The sequence below is a fragment of the Tenacibaculum sp. TB-53 genome (genome assembly GCF_059716285.2).
In genome coordinates, this window is sequence record NZ_CM202790.1 from 1,757,912 (window position 1) to 1,775,410 (window position 17,499).

27 protein-coding genes and 1 riboswitch are annotated in these 17,499 nt (G+C 32.9%); of the genes, 1 reads left to right on the forward strand and 26 read right to left on the reverse strand.

Features of this window, described 5'->3' with window-relative positions; translation table 11 throughout:
• Positions 1-28: 28 nt before the first annotated feature.
• The 3 genes from thiS to AC3VJB_RS07965 form a co-directional block, all read right to left on the reverse strand.
• Positions 29-232, reverse strand: coding sequence for a sulfur carrier protein ThiS (gene thiS, locus AC3VJB_RS07955; RefSeq protein ID WP_047789808.1), 204 nt, complete (start codon positions 230-232; stop codon positions 29-31).
• Between the two features lie 67 nt (positions 233-299).
• A riboswitch (TPP riboswitch) is annotated at positions 300-394 on the reverse strand.
• A gap of 97 nt (positions 395-491) precedes the next feature.
• Positions 492-1,448 carry an arginase gene (locus AC3VJB_RS07960; RefSeq protein WP_047789809.1) on the reverse strand — a complete coding sequence of 319 codons (957 nt, stop codon included), beginning with the start codon at positions 1,446-1,448 and terminating at the stop codon, positions 492-494.
• Positions 1,449-1,507: 59 nt separating this feature from the next.
• On the reverse strand, positions 1,508-2,794 hold the full coding sequence (locus AC3VJB_RS07965; protein ID WP_073181419.1) for a citrate synthase: 1,287 nt from the start codon (positions 2,792-2,794) through the stop codon (positions 1,508-1,510).
• A gap of 384 nt (positions 2,795-3,178) precedes the next feature.
• On the opposite strand from AC3VJB_RS07965, the gene AC3VJB_RS07970 reads away from it, so the two are divergent.
• Positions 3,179-4,033: a neutral zinc metallopeptidase gene (locus AC3VJB_RS07970; RefSeq protein WP_497667014.1), complete on the forward strand. Its 855-nt coding sequence runs from the start codon at positions 3,179-3,181 to the stop codon at positions 4,031-4,033.
• 80 nt (positions 4,034-4,113) lie between these two features.
• Here the strand turns inward: AC3VJB_RS07970 and AC3VJB_RS07975 are convergent, their stop codons facing one another.
• The 23 genes from AC3VJB_RS07975 to rpsQ all read right to left on the reverse strand — a co-directional run bounded on the left by AC3VJB_RS07975 (position 4,114) and on the right by rpsQ (position 17,488).
• Positions 4,114-4,707, reverse strand: coding sequence for a hypothetical protein (locus AC3VJB_RS07975; RefSeq protein ID WP_156167073.1), 594 nt, complete (start codon positions 4,705-4,707; stop codon positions 4,114-4,116).
• A 122-nt stretch (positions 4,708-4,829) separates the two neighbouring features.
• The gene (locus AC3VJB_RS07980; RefSeq protein WP_253679803.1) at positions 4,830-5,255 is read right to left on the reverse strand and encodes a hypothetical protein; all 426 of its coding nucleotides are present in this window, start codon (positions 5,253-5,255) and stop codon (positions 4,830-4,832) included.
• A 154-nt stretch (positions 5,256-5,409) separates the two neighbouring features.
• Positions 5,410-6,699, reverse strand: a complete 1,290-nt coding sequence (gene eno, locus AC3VJB_RS07985; RefSeq protein WP_159490047.1) for a phosphopyruvate hydratase — start codon at positions 6,697-6,699, stop codon at positions 5,410-5,412.
• 73 nt (positions 6,700-6,772) lie between these two features.
• Complete coding sequence (carA, locus tag AC3VJB_RS07990; RefSeq protein WP_253055976.1) at positions 6,773-7,882, reverse strand: glutamine-hydrolyzing carbamoyl-phosphate synthase small subunit; 1,110 nt, start codon at positions 7,880-7,882, stop codon at positions 6,773-6,775.
• A 97-nt stretch (positions 7,883-7,979) separates the two neighbouring features.
• Positions 7,980-8,456, reverse strand: coding sequence for a 50S ribosomal protein L17 (rplQ, locus tag AC3VJB_RS07995; RefSeq protein WP_047789815.1), 477 nt, complete (start codon positions 8,454-8,456; stop codon positions 7,980-7,982).
• A gap of 62 nt (positions 8,457-8,518) precedes the next feature.
• Positions 8,519-9,511, reverse strand: coding sequence for a DNA-directed RNA polymerase subunit alpha (locus tag AC3VJB_RS08000; RefSeq protein WP_047789816.1), 993 nt, complete (start codon positions 9,509-9,511; stop codon positions 8,519-8,521).
• 99 nt (positions 9,512-9,610) lie between these two features.
• Positions 9,611-10,216, reverse strand: coding sequence for a 30S ribosomal protein S4 (gene rpsD, locus AC3VJB_RS08005; RefSeq protein WP_047789817.1), 606 nt, complete (start codon positions 10,214-10,216; stop codon positions 9,611-9,613).
• Positions 10,217-10,352: 136 nt separating this feature from the next.
• Positions 10,353-10,739, reverse strand: a complete 387-nt coding sequence (gene rpsK, locus AC3VJB_RS08010) for a 30S ribosomal protein S11 (RefSeq protein WP_047789818.1) — start codon at positions 10,737-10,739, stop codon at positions 10,353-10,355.
• A 33-nt stretch (positions 10,740-10,772) separates the two neighbouring features.
• Positions 10,773-11,138 (reverse strand): 30S ribosomal protein S13, encoded by a 366-nt coding sequence (rpsM, locus tag AC3VJB_RS08015; RefSeq protein ID WP_047789819.1) that lies wholly within the window; start codon positions 11,136-11,138, stop codon positions 10,773-10,775.
• Between the two features lie 2 nt (positions 11,139-11,140).
• Positions 11,141-11,257 (reverse strand): type B 50S ribosomal protein L36, encoded by a 117-nt coding sequence (ykgO, locus tag AC3VJB_RS08020; protein ID WP_010181906.1) that lies wholly within the window; start codon positions 11,255-11,257, stop codon positions 11,141-11,143.
• Positions 11,258-11,269: 12 nt separating this feature from the next.
• Positions 11,270-11,485, reverse strand: coding sequence for a translation initiation factor IF-1 (infA, locus tag AC3VJB_RS08025; RefSeq protein ID WP_024740627.1), 216 nt, complete (start codon positions 11,483-11,485; stop codon positions 11,270-11,272).
• A gap of 1 nt (position 11,486) precedes the next feature.
• Positions 11,487-12,806 (reverse strand): preprotein translocase subunit SecY, encoded by a 1,320-nt coding sequence (gene secY, locus AC3VJB_RS08030; RefSeq protein ID WP_047789820.1) that lies wholly within the window; start codon positions 12,804-12,806, stop codon positions 11,487-11,489.
• A gap of 12 nt (positions 12,807-12,818) precedes the next feature.
• A complete protein-coding gene (rplO, locus tag AC3VJB_RS08035) occupies positions 12,819-13,268 on the reverse strand; it encodes a 50S ribosomal protein L15 (protein ID WP_047789821.1) in 450 nt (149 codons plus the stop codon).
• Between the two features lie 12 nt (positions 13,269-13,280).
• The gene (gene rpmD, locus AC3VJB_RS08040; RefSeq protein ID WP_047789822.1) at positions 13,281-13,463 is read right to left on the reverse strand and encodes a 50S ribosomal protein L30; all 183 of its coding nucleotides are present in this window, start codon (positions 13,461-13,463) and stop codon (positions 13,281-13,283) included.
• Between the two features lie 11 nt (positions 13,464-13,474).
• Complete coding sequence (gene rpsE, locus AC3VJB_RS08045; RefSeq protein WP_125064354.1) at positions 13,475-13,999, reverse strand: 30S ribosomal protein S5; 525 nt, start codon at positions 13,997-13,999, stop codon at positions 13,475-13,477.
• A gap of 8 nt (positions 14,000-14,007) precedes the next feature.
• Positions 14,008-14,358: a 50S ribosomal protein L18 gene (gene rplR, locus AC3VJB_RS08050; protein ID WP_047789824.1), complete on the reverse strand. Its 351-nt coding sequence runs from the start codon at positions 14,356-14,358 to the stop codon at positions 14,008-14,010.
• A gap of 18 nt (positions 14,359-14,376) precedes the next feature.
• Complete coding sequence (rplF, locus tag AC3VJB_RS08055) at positions 14,377-14,922, reverse strand: 50S ribosomal protein L6 (RefSeq protein ID WP_047789825.1); 546 nt, start codon at positions 14,920-14,922, stop codon at positions 14,377-14,379.
• A 15-nt stretch (positions 14,923-14,937) separates the two neighbouring features.
• Entirely contained in the window at positions 14,938-15,336 is a 399-nt protein-coding gene (rpsH, locus tag AC3VJB_RS08060; protein ID WP_047789826.1) for a 30S ribosomal protein S8, read from the reverse strand.
• Between the two features lie 367 nt (positions 15,337-15,703).
• A complete protein-coding gene (gene rpsN / locus AC3VJB_RS08065) occupies positions 15,704-15,973 on the reverse strand; it encodes a 30S ribosomal protein S14 (protein ID WP_028890738.1) in 270 nt (89 codons plus the stop codon).
• A 4-nt stretch (positions 15,974-15,977) separates the two neighbouring features.
• Positions 15,978-16,529 carry a 50S ribosomal protein L5 gene (rplE, locus tag AC3VJB_RS08070; protein ID WP_047789827.1) on the reverse strand — a complete coding sequence of 184 codons (552 nt, stop codon included), beginning with the start codon at positions 16,527-16,529 and terminating at the stop codon, positions 15,978-15,980.
• 2 nt (positions 16,530-16,531) lie between these two features.
• The gene (gene rplX / locus AC3VJB_RS08075) at positions 16,532-16,846 is read right to left on the reverse strand and encodes a 50S ribosomal protein L24 (RefSeq protein ID WP_047789828.1); all 315 of its coding nucleotides are present in this window, start codon (positions 16,844-16,846) and stop codon (positions 16,532-16,534) included.
• Positions 16,847-16,860: 14 nt separating this feature from the next.
• Positions 16,861-17,229 (reverse strand): 50S ribosomal protein L14, encoded by a 369-nt coding sequence (gene rplN / locus AC3VJB_RS08080; protein ID WP_047789829.1) that lies wholly within the window; start codon positions 17,227-17,229, stop codon positions 16,861-16,863.
• A 1-nt stretch (position 17,230) separates the two neighbouring features.
• Positions 17,231-17,488 (reverse strand): 30S ribosomal protein S17, encoded by a 258-nt coding sequence (gene rpsQ / locus AC3VJB_RS08085; RefSeq protein ID WP_028890734.1) that lies wholly within the window; start codon positions 17,486-17,488, stop codon positions 17,231-17,233.
• Between the last annotated feature and the right edge of the window lie 11 nt (positions 17,489-17,499).

A 17,499-nucleotide genomic window follows, 5' to 3' on the forward strand; every position in this document is an offset into this window, starting at 1 on the left:
ATAATTTGAATTTTGTTTGCTGAAAATATTATCCTCCTTGTGTAGATTTAATGATTAAAACTTCATCATTGTTTTGGAGTAGTTTTGAAGACCAATCTGTTTTTTTTACCACACTACTGTTAACAGCAATAGCAATTCCATTGGTTTTAATTTGTAGTTTATCTACTAATTCTTGCAATACTAATGGGCTTAAAAACTCTTGTTGATTATTGTTTACTTTTATCGTTATCATACTAACATATATTTAAAGTAAACTGTAGAAGAAATTCAGAATTGTTTTATTATGAACAATACCTAAATAAGATTTTATAACTTTTCCCTACGCTGGTGTTAACCATATCAGGTTCAAAGGATCTTTCTCAAACTAGCGAACTAGCTACTCCTAAAGTTTACTGCAACAAATATAAACGTTTATTTTTTCTAAAACGACCTCTATAAAAATAAAAAAGCGAACTTTTAAAAGTTCGCTTTTTACAAAAATTATTATAATACTATAAACTCTTTACCTTTTTAGTTACTTCTTCAAGAACTTCAAACGCCGTTTCAGCCATTTTATTTCCTTTAAAGTCTAGTAATGGGTTTACTTCAACAAACTCCAAACAAGCTACTTTATTACTTGCTAACAATCCGTTAATTATATCAATGATTTCATGTTGATCAAATCCTTTAGGTACTGGTGTTCCTGTACCATAAGATATCATATCACAATCCATTGAATCTACATCAAACGACACATATATTACATCACAAACAGATAATTTATCTAAAGCTTCGTTTACACAAACATCTAATCCACGGTAACGAACTTCAGCAACCATATAGTTTTTAATACCATATTTTTCCATTTGTTTGTCTTCTGGTTCTTCTGTATCACGAACACCAAAGAAAATGATGTCTTCAGGTAAAACTTTTTGCCCTGGAGTACCTATGTTTTTCATACGTTCCCACAACTCTGATGTTTCTCTGTCTACATCATTAATTTGGCAGTCTAAATTATCATCTGAAATAGCGGCAGATAAAGGCATTCCGTGAATATTTCCTGATGGTGATGTATAAGGAGAATGTAAATCTCCATGAGCATCAATCCAAACTACTCCTACTCTTTTATTAGGGTTAGCTGCTTTTATTCCACTGATAGTTCCTAACGCTGAAGAATGGTCTCCAGACAAAACTATAGGAAACTTCCCTTCTTGTAAATTTACTTTCACGTGGTTACTTAATCGTTTACATTGATTAAAAACGCTATCAATTCGTTTTGCAAACGAATTATTTACCTTGTTATAAATAGATTCGTTTTCAGTGATTACATCTTCAAAATCAAAAGAATCGAAATAATTACTTTTTTTATTTATCGCTGCAATTTCAATCGCATCTACTCCCATGTCAGACCCACGAGTTCCTGCTCCAATGTCTGATCTGTTTTTGATAATTTTAATTTCTTTCATCATGAGTTATTTTACATAAAAAAATGCCATTTAATTATTTTAAATGACACTTTTTAAATAGTTTATCTCTTGTCTAATTCTACGAATTCCCTTAAGTTCTCTCCAACGTAAACTTGACGTGGACGACCAATTGGTTCTTTGTTTAAACGCATTTCTCTCCATTGAGCAATCCATCCTGGCAAGCGCCCTAGAGCAAACATTACTGTAAACATTTCTACAGGAATTCCCATAGCTCTATATATTATTCCTGAGTAGAAATCTACATTTGGATATAGTTTTCTATCTACAAAATATGGATCATTTAAAGCTTCTTGTTCTAATCCTTTTGCGATATCTAAGATTGGATCTTCAACTCCTAAGTCGTTTAACACTTCATCAGCAGCTTTTTTAATGATTCTTGCTCTCGGGTCGAAGTTTTTATATACACGATGTCCGAATCCCATTAAACGGAAAGGATCATTTTTATCTTTAGCTTTTGCCATGTACTTTTTAGTATCTCCCCCATCTTCTTTAATTGCTTCTAACATTTCAAGTACTGCTTGATTTGCTCCACCATGTAAAGGTCCCCATAAAGCTGAAATTCCTGCTGATAGCGATGCAAATAATCCTGCATGAGAAGAACCTACAATACGTACTGTAGATGTAGAACAGTTTTGTTCATGGTCTGCATGTAAGATTAATAACTTATCTAGGGCATCTTTAACTATTGGATTTAATTCATACTCGTCATTAGGTTTTTGAAACATCATTGTTAAAATATTCTCAACATAACCTAACTTACGTGAACCGTAATTTAATGGCAATCCTTGTTTCTTACGTAAAGTCCAAGCTACCAATACTGGGAATTTCCCCATTATTTTAACAATAGCTTTATACATATCTTCTTCTGAGTCAACATTAACAGAAGATGGATTAAAAGCTGTTAATGCAGACGTTAACGACGATAATACCCCCATTGGATGTGCATTCTTTGGAAAGGCATCAATAATTTTTTTGATGTCATCATCAACAATAGCTTCATCTAAGATGTCTCCATAAAATTTATCTAATTGTTCTTTAGTTGGTAATTCTCCAAAAATTAACGCATAAGCCACTTCTAAGAAATCTGCTTTTTCTGCCAATTCTTCAATTGAATATCCACGGTATCTTAAGATACCTTCTTCACCGTTTAAAAATGTTATAGCACTTTGGCATGAACCTGTATTCTTGTATCCTGGGTCAATAGTTATAACTCCACCCGTGGCTCCTCTTAAGGCTTTAATATCAATTGCAGTTTCATTTTCTGTTCCTTTTATTAAAGGAAACTCATACGTATTTTCGCCAATTTGTAATTTTGCTATATCTGACATTTTTTACTATAATTTTTTATGATTGAAGTGAGTTGCGAAGATACCATTTTTTGAATTATTTTAAAAGTTAGAATTGATAGATTTTTAATATGTAAAAATCAGTTTATTTTATTAAAAAAAACAAATCTAATCTTACTTATAATACAACGCCTTACCTAGAAGAAAGACATAATTAATTTCTCTTATAAAATTGATTTAATCTTAATTCTCTTATTTTTTCAGACCTTACAAACTTATTTAAGCATACCAAATTCCGTATTCTTTTAGAGTGTGTATTTTTTTCTTGATAACAAATCAAATACACAATATCTTTTATTTAACTCCGTTAACAAAACAACATATATTTTTAGAAAAAATTAATTCAATTCATAAAACCCTTTCACAATGAAAAAAATTAAATTTATTATTGCATTATTATGCATATCAATTCTTGCCGTACAATGTACCAAAGAAGACAATAATTTAACAAGCGACAACGCCCCTATGGGGATTAACTCTCCAAGCATGCTAGAAATTAACAATGCTGAGTGTTACACTGTTGACGGTTTTGGACCAAACTCTTATTGGGCTGATGTCATCGTTAATCAATCTACTACCAATTTTTTAAAGGCTGAACACAACGAAGCAGCTAGTTTTTTTGGAATGGGTAATGTACCTTTATACTTAGCAGGTGGAGACGGAACTTTCAATGCTCTTTCTTATTCTAATGGTTATGTAGTATGGGGAGAAGAATTGCTAGCTAGTGCTTTAAATTATGGTAATGTTGCTATTGCTTATGTTGCTGCTCATGAAATGGCACATCAAGTACAGTTTAGAGACAATACCATTCCTAGCGGCAATCATGTTAGTGCTACTGAATTAGAAGCTGATGGTTTTGGAGGATATTTTATCCGTAGAACTTATACTAGTGATTGGAATACTGCAGCGGGTGCTTACAACTTCTCACAAACATTAGCTGGTCCTAATGGAAGTTCTCATGGTACAGCTGCACAAAGAAGATCTGCTTTTAGGTTAGGTTACTTATTAGGAGATAACGGTACCTATTCTAACAGAAACTTTGATGCAAACTTTTTTTACTACTATGACTATTATGTAAAAGATGGTAGATTAAAGTTAGAATTAGTTAAGCCTGCTACTATCGAACAAAGTCAGCACGAGCATATTGTAGCACACTTAGAAGAGTTACAAAAAATTGCTTCAGGAGAAATTTCTGAAGAAGAATTCTTAAACTTAAATTAAAATATAATCGACTAAAATAAACGAATTGAATTGAATTTCAAAGGCTGTTTTATAATTTAAAACAGCCTTTGTTTTTTATACTATTTAGCCTTGATTTGGTTTTTCTTTATCTTCTTCATAATTCTTTTCAAAGCACTATGAATAATAAGGTTTGAGTTTTTTGAAAGCGCATAATCATTATCTTTTTCAGAAACAACTAATTTACCAACTACTGTTTGACTGTATATTATTTTAAATATGTTTAAATCGTAGATACTAAGTGTCACCTCACCTATGTTTTTTGAAGGATCAGTTAGAGAATTACTTGCCCCTAAAACACCTACTTCATTGGATATATTTTTAGTTCTAATATCAATAAAGTAATCATAACCTGTGCCGTATTTTATATCTTTTAAAATAGATTTATCAAGACTAGGTGAAATATTACTAGGAATTAATAGTCCTTTCATGTTGCTAACTACCAAAAGTCTATTACCTATAAGTTCAGAAAATCGTTCATTTGCCATTTCAGTTAAACCATCTTTTCTAATGTTTTTAAAAGAAGTAACATCATTTAACAACCACTTTCCTTTTCTGAAATCTAATCGTGAATTTACATCTCCAGAATGAGTGTATTTTACCAAATTACAAGACGTAATTACAATAACAGCAAGTAATATGTATAAGTATTTCATATTTCTATAAATCAAACCCTAAATTTAGTTGTAACATTAAGGGGAAAAAACCATGACCTCCATTTACATCAAAATAATAAATAGGTCCCATATCAAATAAAAAGTGAAAGTTTTTACCATATTTACGTTGGATACCCCAAGTAGGTCCCGACAGCAAAATCTAAATTATCAGTTACTACATCATCTCCAAAAAGAGTTTTACCTCTTGTTAAAATACGAGCTGATATAAAATTTGCTGAATTGTTGGTTATATTCAAACCTTTAGTTTTACGTTTATCAAAATTATAAAACCATCTCTGTTGCAGGTCTAAAAAAGGGTTTATGGCATATACTAACCCTGTATCTACACCAGAAGCTGAAGAGTGTGGATAACTTCCACTATATCCTATTCCTACCCCTATAGAAAGAGTTGAGTTATTTCCAATAGGCATTTCATATTCAATCCCTGGGTTTAAAAAATTTACTCTCCAAACACGCTGCGTTAGTTGTTCTTGAGAAAATACTGTTGCAACAAATAAGCTACAAATAAGCAGGAATGATTTTTTCATAATTATTTTTTTAGTTCATAAACAACTATATAAAAAGTTAGAAGTGTTTTACCCTACTTTTACTTCTTATATTTAAACTATTTATCAAAAAACAATACTATACTTAACTAAAAAAGCCCGTACTTAAGTACGGGCTTTAAAGTTTATTAAAAAATTATTTTATTTTAAACGCTTTTTCTTTCGGATAATAAGCTACATCTGCCAATTGTTCTTCAATACGTAATAATTGATTGTATTTTGCCATACGATCAGAACGTGAAGCAGAACCTGTTTTGATTTGTCCACAGTTTAAAGCTACAGCTAAATCTGCAATCGTATTATCTTCAGTTTCTCCAGAACGATGACTCATTACAGAAGTATATCCTGCATTATGCGCCATGTTTACCGCTGCAATTGTTTCTGTTAATGTACCTATTTGATTTACTTTAATTAAGATTGAATTTGCAATTCCATTCTCAATTCCTTTTGATAAACGCTCAACGTTTGTTACAAATAAATCATCTCCAACTAACTGAACTCTATCTCCTACTTTTTCTGTTAACATCTTCCATCCATCCCAATCGTTCTCATCCATTCCATCTTCAATAGATATAATAGGGTATTTTTCACATAATTCAGCTAAATAAGTAGCTTGTTCTTCTGAAGTTCTTACAGCACCTTTATCTCCTTCAAACTTAGTATAATCATACTGTCCATCTATATAAAACTCAGCTGAAGCACAATCTAATGCAATCATCACTTCTTCTCCAAATTTGTATCCAGCATTCTTAGTTGCTAAGGCAATTGTTTCAATAGCGTCTTCTGTTCCTTCAAGCGTTGGAGCAAATCCACCTTCATCACCTACTGCTGTAGATAAATTACGATCATGCAATACTTTCTTTAAGTTGTGAAATATTTCAGACCCTACTTGCATTGCTTCTGTAAAGTTTTGAGCTTTTACTGGCATAACCATAAATTCTTGGAATGCAATTGGTGCATCTGAATGTGAACCTCCATTAATGATATTCATCATAGGAACAGGTAAAGTATTTGCTGAAACTCCGCCTACATAACGATATAATGGTAATCCTAATTCATTGGCTGCTGCTTTTGCTGCTGCTAAAGAAACACCTAAAATAGCATTCGCTCCTAAAACTGATTTGTTAGGAGTTCCATCTAAATCAATCATCAATTGATCGATCATGTTTTGCTCAAATACAGATACTCCTAATAACTCTTGGGCAATAACTGTGTTAACATTTTCAACCGCTTTTAAAACACCTTTACCCATATAATTGTCACCTCCATCACGTAATTCAACAGCTTCGTGTTCTCCTGTAGAAGCACCAGATGGTACTGCTGCTCTACCTACGATTCCATTTTCTGTAGTTACATCTACTTCCACTGTTGGATTTCCTCTTGAATCAAAAATTTGACGTGCATGAATGTTTATTATGATACTCATAGTTATTTACTTTTAATATAGATTCCCGTGATTGTTAATTCACGGGAATTTATTTATTATACTTTTTAAAAATTTATGCTTTTACTTTTTTAATGTTCTCAATGAACTGATCAAATAAGTATTCAGCGTCATGCGGTCCAGGACTAGCTTCTGGATGGTATTGTACAGAAAATACATTTTTAGACTTCATTCTAATACCTGCTACAGTATTATCGTTTAAATGTACATGTGTTATTTCCACATCTGGATGCGATTCTGTTTCTTCTCTATTAATAGCAAAACCATGATTTTGAGAAGTAATTTCTCCTTTTCCTGTCAATAAATTTTTAACAGGATGATTAATACCTCTATGACCATTATGCATTTTATAAGTAGAAATTCCATTAGCTAATGCAATTACTTGGTGCCCTAAACAGATTCCAAATAAAGGCAAATCTTTTTCTATTATTTCTTTAGCAGTCTTTTGAGCTTCTACTAAAGGCTCTGGGTCTCCAGGTCCATTAGAAATAAAGTATCCATCAGGATTAAAATCACTCATTTGTTCAAAACTAGCATTGTAAGGGTACACTTTAATATAAGCGCCTCTTTTAGCTAAGTTTCTTAAAATATTTTTCTTTATACCTATATCTAAAGCTGATATTTTTATTGGGGCATTTTCATCACCTACGAAATAAGGTTCTTTGGTTGATACCTTAGAAGCTAATTCTAATCCTTCCATGTTAGGAATTTCAGCTAATTGCTTCTTTAATTCGTCTATTTTATCTATTTCAGTTGAAATAACAGCGTTCATAGCTCCATTTTCTCTAATGTAAGATACTAACGCACGTGTATCAACATCTGAAATAGCTACTAAATTGTGCTTTTCGAACCAATCGAATAGATTCCCATCTGAATCTACACGAGAGTGTGTAAAACTGAAGTTACGACAAATTAAGCCTGAAATTTTAATTCCTTCTGATTCTACTTCTTCATTATTAACTCCATAATTACCAATATGAGCATTGGTCGTTACCATTAATTGTCCGAAGTAAGAAGGATCTGTAAAAATTTCTTGGTATCCTGTCATACCTGTATTAAAACAAATTTCTCCTGTTGCGGTTCCTTCTATCCCAATAGATTTACCGTAGAAAATAGTCCCATCTGCTAATAGAACTAATGCTTTTTTACGTGTTTGATATTTCATTTAGTGGTGTTGTGTAATTTGTTTGCAAAAATATATAAAAAAAGGGACAAACATTAAATGTTTATCCCTTTGATATAATTTATAAAAATTCTCATTTTTATTCTTCTTCTTGTGAAGTTTGAGTTTCAACAGCTGCAGCTTCAGTTTTCTTCGCTCCACCACGACGGCTACGACGAGTACTCTTTTTAGCTTTGTTTCCTTTTGGATTGTATAACTCGTTGTAGTCAACTAATTCAACCATCGCCATTGGAGCGTTATCTCCTTGACGGTTTCCTAATTTGATTATACGAACGTATCCTCCTGGTCTGTCTGCTACTTTTACAGAAATTTCTTTGAATAATTCTGTAACAGCTTCTTTGCTACGCAAGTAACTAAATACTACACGACGGTTGTGCGTTGTATCGTCTTTAGATTTTGTAATTAAAGGCTCAACAAACTTACGTAAAGCTTTCGCTTTAGCTTCAGTAGTATTGATTCGCTTGTGCTCTATTAAAGAACAAGCCATATTAGATAACATCGCTTTTCTATGCGCTGTTTTTCTACCTAAGTGATTAAATTTCTTTCCGTGTCTCATGACATTTGGTTTTAGCTCTCATCTTGCTACTACTCTAATTTAGAGGAGCAAAATATGAAAGGTTAATCTTTATCTAATTTGTATTTGCTTAAATCCATTCCGAAATTTAAACCTTTGTTAGCCACTAACTCATCCAATTCTGTTAATGATTTTTTACCAAAGTTTCTGAACTTCATTAAATCGCTTTTGTTAAATGATACTAAGTCTCCTAAAGTATCTACTTCTGCAGCTTTTAAACAATTTAAAGCACGAACTGATAAATCCATATCAACTAGTTTCGTCTTTAATAACTGACGCATATGTAATGATTCTTCATCATAAGTTTCAGTTTGTGCAATTTCATCTGCCTCTAAGGTGATACGCTCATCAGAGAATAACATAAAGTGGTGGATTAAAATCTTAGCTGCTTCTGTTAAGGCATCTTTAGGATTGATAGATCCATCAGTATCGATATCGAAAACTAATTTTTCGTAATCGGTCTTTTGCTCTACACGAAAATTTTCAACAGCATATTTTACATTCTTTATTGGAGTGTAAATAGAATCTGTAAAAATTGTTCCTAAAGGCGCACCAGCTCTTTTATTTTCTTCTGCTGGTACAAAACCTCTACCTTTTTCAATGGTAATTTCAGCATTTAACGTTACTGATTTATCCATGTTACAAATTACTAAATCTGGATTTAGTACTTGAAAACCTGAAATGAACTTTTGTAAGTCACCAGCTGTTAATTGCTCTTGCCCTGATATTGCAATAGAAACTGTTTCTCTATCTGATTCTTCAATCTGCTTCTTAAAACGTACTTGCTTTAAGTTTAAGATAATTTCTGTTACATCTTCTACAACACCTTGAATAGTTGAAAACTCATGATCAACTCCGTCGATACGTAATGATGTAATAGCGAATCCTTCAAGAGATGATAATAATACTCTTCGTAATGCATTACCAACTGTTAATCCAAAACCTGGTTCAAGAGGTCTAAATTCGAATCTTCCTGAAAAATCAGTAGATTCAATCATTATTACTTTATCAGGCTTTTGAAAATTTAAAATTGCCATATTATTTTTCTTCGTTTTAATTGTTATTTAGTTGCGCGGTTTATAAGTGTGAAGAAATACGAATAAACCCTTTGGCTAAATACCAATATGATTAATTTATTACTTAGAGTATAATTCTACGATTAATTGCTCTTTAATGTTTTCAGGAATTTGTAATCTTTCTGGAGCTTTTACAAATGTTCCTGATTTTTGATCTGCATTCCAAGTTAACCACTCGTAAACATTGCTATTAGCTGCTAAAGCGTTTTCAATAGCTTCTAACGACTTAGATTTTTCTCTTACTGCTACTACATCTCCCTCTTTTAATCTATAAGATGGAATGTTAACGATATCTCCGTTAACTGTAATGTGACGATGAGATACTAACTGACGTGCAGCTCTACGTGAATTTGCAACACCTAAACGGTATACTACGTTATCTAAACGAGATTCACATAATTGTAATAAGATTTCACCTGTTACTCCTTGAGAAGCTGATGCTTTTTTGAAAAGGTTACGGAACTGACGTTCTAAAATACCATAGGTATATTTAGCTTTTTGCTTTTCCATTAACTGGATTGCATATTCAGATTTTTTACCTCTTCTTTTACCTACTCCATGTTGTCCTGGAGGGTAATTTCTTTTTTCGAAGTTTTTATCGTCTCCGAAAATTGCTTCGCCAAACTTACGAGCAATCTTAGTTTTTGGTCCTGTATATCTTGCCATTTCTAATTAGTTTAGTAGGGATTATGAATTAAGGCGTACTCCTTCGATAATCTTTTTAATCCTACTGTGTTAAAATACTTAATTTTTCACGCACAAAAGTACGCTAAATAAAGTATAAGTTGAAAATTAATTCAACTTATACTCTTCTTCTTTTAGGTGGACGACATCCGTTGTGAGGAATCGGAGTAACATCAATAATTTCTGTTACCTCAATACCTGAATTGTGAATAGATCTGATTGCAGATTCTCTACCGTTACCTGGTCCTTTAACATACACTTTTACTTTACGTAAACCTGCTTCTTTAGCAACGTTTGCACAATCTTCTGCTGCTAACTGAGCTGCGTAAGGAGTGTTCTTTTTAGAACCTCTGAAGCCCATTTTCCCTGCAGATGACCAAGAAATAACGTCACCTTTTTTGTTTGTTAAAGAAATAATAATATTGTTGAAAGATGCAGTTACGTGAGCTTCACCAACTGACTCTATTACAACTTTACGTTTTTTTGTTACTTTAGACTTTGCCATAATTCTTTACTATTAGTAAAAAATAATCAATGATTATTTTTTCTTGTTAGCTACAGTTTTTCTCTTACCTTTTCTTGTACGAGAGTTATTCTTTGTTCTTTGTCCACGTAATGGTAAACCAAGTCTGTGACGAATACCTCTTTGACATCCGATATCCATTAAACGTTTAATGCTTAATTGAACCTCAGAACGTAACTCACCTTCAATAGTGTAAGTTCCAACTTGCTCACGAATTGCTGCAATTTGATCATCAGTCCAATCTTGAACTTTGATACTTTCATCTATATTGGCAGCAGCTAAAACTTCTTTAGCTCTGCTTCTTCCTATACCAAAGATGTAAGTTAAAGCGATAACACCTCTTTTATTCTTTGGAATATCTATACCTGCGATTCTTGCCATAACTACCCTTGTCTTTGTTTAAATCTAGGATTCTTTTTGTTAATTACATATAATCTGCCTTTTCTGCGTACAATTTTGCAGTCGGCACTTCTTTTCTTTAATGATGCTCTTACTTTCATCAGTGTGTGTTTTTAATATCTGTAAGTAATTCTTGCCTTTGATAAATCATACGGGCTCATTTCTAACTTTACCTTATCTCCTGGTAATAGTTTTATATAATGCATACGCATTTTTCCTGAAATGTGAGCCGTAACAATATGTCCGTTCTCTAATTCTACTCGAAACATTGCATTCGATAATGCTTCTGTAATAGTTCCGTCTTGTTGAATTGCTGGTTGTTTAGCCATATTATTTTAATGATTTTCTGTTACTGTTACCTGTTTTCATTAAACCATCATAACGACTGTTTAATAAATACGAGTTTATTTGCTGAATAGTGTCTATTGCAACTCCTACCATAATGATTAATGATGTTCCTCCATAAAACATTGCCCAGTTTTGAGTAACTCCAAACTTTACAATGATTGCTGGTAAAATAGATAAAGCTGCTAAGAAGATAGATCCTGGTAATGTAATTTTCGACAATACTGAATCTAAAAAGTTAGCTGTTTCTTCACCTGGTTTATAACCTGGAACAAAACCATTACTTCTCTTTAAGTCTTCTGCCATTTTATTCGTTGGAATAGTAATAGCAGTATAAAAGTAACTAAAGACAATAATTAATAAAGCAAATATAACGTTATACCATAAACCGTTAATATCAGTTAAACTGTTTAATGCTGGATATTTTTGACCTAATGCTATTGGTAAAAACATAATAGCCTGTGCAAAAATAATTGGCATTACTCCAGCTGCATTCAATTTTAAAGGAATGTACTGTCTTGCGCCATCAACATCTTTAATGTTTGTAACTGCTGTACGACGTGCGTATTGAACGGCTACTTTACGTACTGCTGTAACTAATAATACGGTTAACAAGATTACTACAAACCAAACTATTAATTCGATTAAAATCATCATAATTCCTCCAGCACCTGCAGTTTGCTTAGAAACTAATTCTTGAATAAATGCTGCTGGGAAATTTGCGATAATACCAACGGTAATTAATAATGAAATTCCATTACCAACTCCTTTATCAGTAATACGCTCTCCTAGCCACATTGCAAAAATTGTTCCTGCACTTAAAAGAATGATAGATGATACCCAAAATGTTGCTCCTGTTACTAAGAATGCTTCTTGCGGTAAACCCATTTGGTTTTGGATTACTCCAATGTAGGTTGGTGCTTGAAACAACGTAATAGCAATCGTAAGCCATCTTGTTATTTGCGTAATCTTCTTACGTCCACTTTCTCCATCTTTTTGTAATTTCTGTAAATACGGTACTGCAATACCCATTAACTGAACCACGATTGATGCAGAAATATAAGGCATTATACCAAGTGCCATAACTGACGCTCTAGCAAATGCCCCACCTGTAAATGCGTTTAATAAACCTAAAAGTCCACCGTCAGTACTGTCTTTTAATGCTGATAACTGAGTAGGGTCAATTCCTGGTAATGGAACTGCTGCCATAAAACGGTAAACAGCGATTAAACCTAAGGTTAAAAGTAATTTTTCTTTTAACTCTTCAATCTTCCAAATGTCTTTTAAAGTATTTATAAAATTCATCATTTACAATTCTTATAATGTTACTGCTTCACCTCCTGCTGCTTCAATAGCTGCTTTAGCTGATGCTGTAAATTTATGTACAGTTATATTTAATTTAGCTTTTAACTCTCCACCACCTAATATTTTAACTAAGTCGTTTTTACGAGCTAATCTGTTTTCTACTAAAACGTCTAAATTAACTGTATCTGTTATCTTTCCGTTATCTACTAATGATTGTAACTTGTCTAAATTTACACCAACATATTCTTTACGATTAATGTTAGTGAAACCAAATTTAGGTACACGTCTTTGAAGTGGCATTTGCCCTCCTTCAAATCCTATTTTACGAGAATAACCAGAACGAGATTTAGCTCCTTTATGTCCTCTTGTAGAGGTACCTCCGTGACCAGAACCTTCTCCACGAGCGATTCTTTTACCGCTTTTTGTAGATCCTGCTGCTGGTTTTAAGTTGTGTAAACTCATCTTTATATTGTCTTATTTAATTTCTTCTACAGAAACTAAGTGTGAAACTTTACTTACCATACCCAAAATTGTAGCTGATGCTTCATGCTCTACAGTTTGGTTCATTTTACGTAAACCTAACGCCTCTAACGTTCTTTTTTGATTTTTAAGGCGACCGATTTGACTTTTTACTTGTGTAACTCTAATTTTACTCATCGTCTTAAATTTTAACCGTTAAAAACTTTCTCTAAAGATATACCTCTTTGCTTAGCAATTGTAGCAGCACTACGTAATTGTAATAAAGCATCAAAAGTTGCTTTTACTACGTTGTGAGGGTTTGATGATCCTTGAGATTTTGATAATACGTCTTTAATACCTACAGCTTCTAATACTAAACGTACAGCACCTCCGGCAATAACCCCGGTACCGTGTGAAGCAGGCTTGATGAATACTTTTGCACCACCAAATTTACCTTTTTGTTCGTGTGGTAATGTTCCATCTAAAATAGGAATACGTACTAAATTTTTCTTTGCATCTTCAACTGCTTTTGCAATTGCAGAAGAAACATCTTTAGATTTCCCTAATCCGTGACCTACAACTCCATTACCATCTCCAACTACTACGATTGCAGAGAAACCAAATGCTCTACCTCCTTTAGTTACTTTGGTAACACGTTGTACACCAACTAATTTATCTACAAGCTCTAATCCGCTTGGTTTTACTCTTTCTACGTTTTTATATCCTAACATAATATAATTTCTTAAAATTTTAAACCAGCTTCTCTTGCAGCGTCTGCTAATACTTTAACTCTTCCGTGGTATAAATATCCGTTACGGTCAAAAGCAACAGTATCAACACCAGCCTTTACAGCTTTTTCAGCAATAGCTTTACCTACAGCTGTAGCCGCTTCTGCTTTAGAACTAGATGTAATTTCTTTATCTCTTGATGATGCAGATGCTAATGTAACACCAGCAACGTCATCAATTAACTGAGCATAGATTTCTTTGTTACTTCTAAAAACTGATAACCTTGGTTTTTCAGCTGTACCTGTAACAATCTTTCTAATTCTATGCTTAATTCGTTGTCTTCTTTCAAGCTTTGATAATGCCATAATAATTTCTCTTATTTATTATGCAGATTTACCTGCTTTTCTTCTTAATACTTCTCCTACAAACTTAATTCCTTTTCCTTTGTAAGGTTCTGGCTTACGGAATGAACGAATTTTTGCTGCAACTTGACCAACTAATTGCTTGTCATGTGAAGTTAATTTTACGATTGGGTTCTTACCTTTTTCAGATACTGTTTCAACCTTAACTTCTGGAGCTAAATCTATTACAATATTGTGAGAGAAACCTAAGGCTAAATCTAATTTTTGTCCTTGGTTAGATGCTCTATAACCAACACCTACTAACTCTAACTCTTTAGTAAATCCTTTGCTAACACCTTCAACCATGTTATTGATTAAAGCACGGTATAAACCATGTGCTGCTCTATGATCTTTACTTTCTGATGGTCTTTCTAAAGTAATGGTACCATCTTCAACTTTTACAGTAATATCAGACTTAATTTCTTGAGTTAACTCTCCTAATTTCCCTTTTACTGTAACCACATTTCCGTCTACTTTTACTTCAACACCTTGTGGCAATGCGATTGGATTCTTTCCTATTCTACTCATCTTACAAAATGTTTTTTAGTAAACGTAACATAATACTTCACCACCAACGTTCTCTTGTCTTGCTTTTTTGTTTGTCATTACACCTTTTGATGTAGAAACAATAGCAATACCTAATCCGTTCAATACTCTTGGCATTTCTTTAGCGCCAACGTATCTACGTAAACCTGGTGTTGAAATTCTTTGAATCTTTCTGATTACTGATTCTTTCGTGTCACGATCGTATTTTAAAGCTATCTTAATCGTTCCTTGAACCTTATCGTCATTGAACTGATAACTTAAAATGTAACCTTGATCGAACAAAATCTTCGTCATTTCCTTCTTCAACTTTGAAGCAGGAACTTCAACTACTCTGTGATTTGCTGCAATAGCATTTCTCACTCGAGTAAGAAAATCCGCGATTGGATCTGTATACATAGTTAATTAATTTTCGGTTTTGGTTTTTAGCATTATTATCTTATCAACGCAAATACTAAACCTGAAACCAGTTAATACTTATTTATTTGTTTTTTGAGTAAAATCTCATAAGCATTATACCATTTAAGTGGTATTTACTTACAAGGCGTAATTTACCCCATAAAAACAGAGTGCAAATATACATAAACTTTTTGAAAATCAAACCTTTTTGATGATTATCATTTTTAGTATCAAAATATTACGTTTTTGTAAGAGTATTTTTATTTTAAAATGAAATTAAAGTATGTATTAATTACACCCTTTTGTTAAGCAAAAAGGTGTACAACTTTGTTTAGTTATACACCTTTATTTTGTATGGAAGAGCTTCTTACCAGCTTGCTTTCTTTACTCCTGGAATTAATCCTTGGTTAGCCATTTCACGGAAAGTAACACGTGAAATTCCGAACTGACGCATATATCCTTTTGGACGTCCAGTTAGTTTACAACGATTGTGCATTCTAATTGGTGATGCGTTTTTTGGCAACTTTTGTAATGCTTCATAGTCTCCAGCTTCTTTTAAGGCTTTTCTCTTTTCTGCATATTTAGCAACCATTTTAGCTCTTTTGCGCTCACGCGCTTTCATTGATTCTTTAGCCATCTTATTAATTCTTTTTAAATGGTAATCCTAATTCTCCTAATAATGATTTAGCTTCCTTATCAGTGCTTGCTGATGTTACAAAAGTAATATCCATACCACTAATTTTTTTCACTTGATCAATATTAATCTCTGGGTAGATGATTTGCTCAGTAATTCCTAAATTGTAATTACCTCTACCATCAAAACCATTTGCTTTGATACCGTTAAAGTCTCTTACACGTGGTAAAGAAGCTGTAACTAATCTATCTAAAAATTCGTACATTTTATCTCCTCTTAACGTAACTTTTGCTCCAATAGGCATTCCTTTACGTAATTTGAAGTTTGCAACGTCTTTCTTAGAAATTGTAGGTACTGCTTTTTGACCAGTAATAGTAGTTAACTCATCAATAGCGTATTCTATTAATTTCTTATCTGCTATAGCTGCACCAACACCTTTACTTACAACTATCTTTTGTAATTTAGGCACTTGCATTACATTGCTATAACCAAATTCATCAGTAAGAGCTTTGATAACTCTGCTCTTGTACTCTTCTCTTAATCTTGGTACGTAACTCATTGTTATATTGCTTTATCTGATTTTTTTGAAACTCTGAACTTTTTTCCACTTTCCTTATCAAAATCATACCCTACTCTAACAGCTTCACCGTTTTCGATTAAGGCTACATTCGATATATGTAATGGAGCTTCCTTTTTTACAATTCCTCCTTGAGGGTTAGCAGCACTAGGTTTAGTGTGTTTAGACACCATATTTACACCTTCTACTACTACTCTATCCTTATCTTTAAGGATTTGTAAAACTTTTCCTTCAGATCCTTTATGATCCCCTGCTATAACTTTAACAGTATCTCCTGATTTAATTTTAAATTTTTTCATTTTAAAATCTGATTTTATAACACCTCAGGTGCTAATGATACTATTTTCATAAATTGTTTCTCACGTAATTCACGAGCCACAGGTCCGAATACACGAGTACCTCTCATTTCCTCTGAAGGATTTAAAAGTACACAAGCATTATCATCAAATCTGATATATGATCCGTCTTTACGTCTAACTTCTTTCTTAGTACGAACAACAACTGCACGAGATACTTGACCTTTCTTTACAGTTCCGTTTGGAGTTGCAGATTTTACTGAAACTACAATTTTATCTCCAACGCTAGCGTAACGCTTTTTTGTTCCTCCTAAAACTCTAATCACTAAAACTTCTTTTGCTCCAGTGTTATCTGCGACTTTTAATCTTGATTCTGTCTGTAACATATTATTTAGCTCTTTCTAGGATTTCTACTAATCTCCAACGCTTAGATTTACTCATAGGACGTGTTTCCATGATCCTTACAGTATCACCTTCGTTGCAATCGTTATTCTCGTCATGTGCAACGTACTTCTTAGTCTTCAATACGAACTTTCCGTACATTGGGTGCTTTACTCTTTTTACCTCGCTAACTACGATAGATTTCTCCATTTTGTTGCTAGATACTACACCGATTCTCTCTTTTCTAAGATTTCTTTTTTCCATCTTTAAAACTG

Coding starts and splice junctions, on each gene's coding strand:
- thiS (WP_047789808.1), bottom strand. CDS start 232: ATGATAACGATAAAAGTAAACAATAATCAACAAGAGTTTTTAAGCCCA.
- AC3VJB_RS07960 (WP_047789809.1), bottom strand. CDS start 1,448: ATGATGAAAGAAATTAAAATTATCAAAAACAGATCAGACATTGGAGCA.
- AC3VJB_RS07965 (WP_073181419.1), bottom strand. CDS start 2,794: ATGTCAGATATAGCAAAATTACAAATTGGCGAAAATACGTATGAGTTT.
- AC3VJB_RS07970 (WP_497667014.1), top strand. CDS start 3,179: ATGAAAAAAATTAAATTTATTATTGCATTATTATGCATATCAATTCTT.
- AC3VJB_RS07975 (WP_156167073.1), bottom strand. CDS start 4,707: ATGAAATACTTATACATATTACTTGCTGTTATTGTAATTACGTCTTGT.
- AC3VJB_RS07980 (WP_253679803.1), bottom strand. CDS start 5,255: ATGAAAAAATCATTCCTGCTTATTTGTAGCTTATTTGTTGCAACAGTA.
- eno (WP_159490047.1), bottom strand. CDS start 6,699: ATGAGTATCATAATAAACATTCATGCACGTCAAATTTTTGATTCAAGA.
- carA (WP_253055976.1), bottom strand. CDS start 7,882: ATGAAATATCAAACACGTAAAAAAGCATTAGTTCTATTAGCAGATGGG.
- rplQ (WP_047789815.1), bottom strand. CDS start 8,456: ATGAGACACGGAAAGAAATTTAATCACTTAGGTAGAAAAACAGCGCAT.
- AC3VJB_RS08000 (WP_047789816.1), bottom strand. CDS start 9,511: ATGGCAATTTTAAATTTTCAAAAGCCTGATAAAGTAATAATGATTGAA.
- rpsD (WP_047789817.1), bottom strand. CDS start 10,216: ATGGCAAGATATACAGGACCAAAAACTAAGATTGCTCGTAAGTTTGGC.
- rpsK (WP_047789818.1), bottom strand. CDS start 10,739: ATGGCAAAGTCTAAAGTAACAAAAAAACGTAAAGTTGTAATAGAGTCA.
- rpsM (WP_047789819.1), bottom strand. CDS start 11,138: ATGGCAAGAATCGCAGGTATAGATATTCCAAAGAATAAAAGAGGTGTT.
- ykgO (WP_010181906.1), bottom strand. CDS start 11,257: ATGAAAGTAAGAGCATCATTAAAGAAAAGAAGTGCCGACTGCAAAATT.
- infA (WP_024740627.1), bottom strand. CDS start 11,485: ATGGCTAAACAACCAGCAATTCAACAAGACGGAACTATTACAGAAGCA.
- secY (WP_047789820.1), bottom strand. CDS start 12,806: ATGAATTTTATAAATACTTTAAAAGACATTTGGAAGATTGAAGAGTTA.
- rplO (WP_047789821.1), bottom strand. CDS start 13,268: ATGAGTTTACACAACTTAAAACCAGCAGCAGGATCTACAAAAAGCGGT.
- rpmD (WP_047789822.1), bottom strand. CDS start 13,463: ATGAGTAAAATTAGAGTTACACAAGTAAAAAGTCAAATCGGTCGCCTT.
- rplR (WP_047789824.1), bottom strand. CDS start 14,358: ATGGCATTATCAAAGCTTGAAAGAAGACAACGAATTAAGCATAGAATT.
- rplF (WP_047789825.1), bottom strand. CDS start 14,922: ATGAGTAGAATAGGAAAGAATCCAATCGCATTGCCACAAGGTGTTGAA.
- rpsH (WP_047789826.1), bottom strand. CDS start 15,336: ATGTATACAGATCCAATCGCGGATTTTCTTACTCGAGTGAGAAATGCT.
- rpsN (WP_028890738.1), bottom strand. CDS start 15,973: ATGGCTAAAGAATCAATGAAAGCGCGTGAGCGCAAAAGAGCTAAAATG.
- rplE (WP_047789827.1), bottom strand. CDS start 16,529: ATGAGTTACGTACCAAGATTAAGAGAAGAGTACAAGAGCAGAGTTATC.
- rplX (WP_047789828.1), bottom strand. CDS start 16,846: ATGAAAAAATTTAAAATTAAATCAGGAGATACTGTTAAAGTTATAGCA.
- rplN (WP_047789829.1), bottom strand. CDS start 17,229: ATGTTACAGACAGAATCAAGATTAAAAGTCGCAGATAACACTGGAGCA.
- rpsQ (WP_028890734.1), bottom strand. CDS start 17,488: ATGGAAAAAAGAAATCTTAGAAAAGAGAGAATCGGTGTAGTATCTAGC.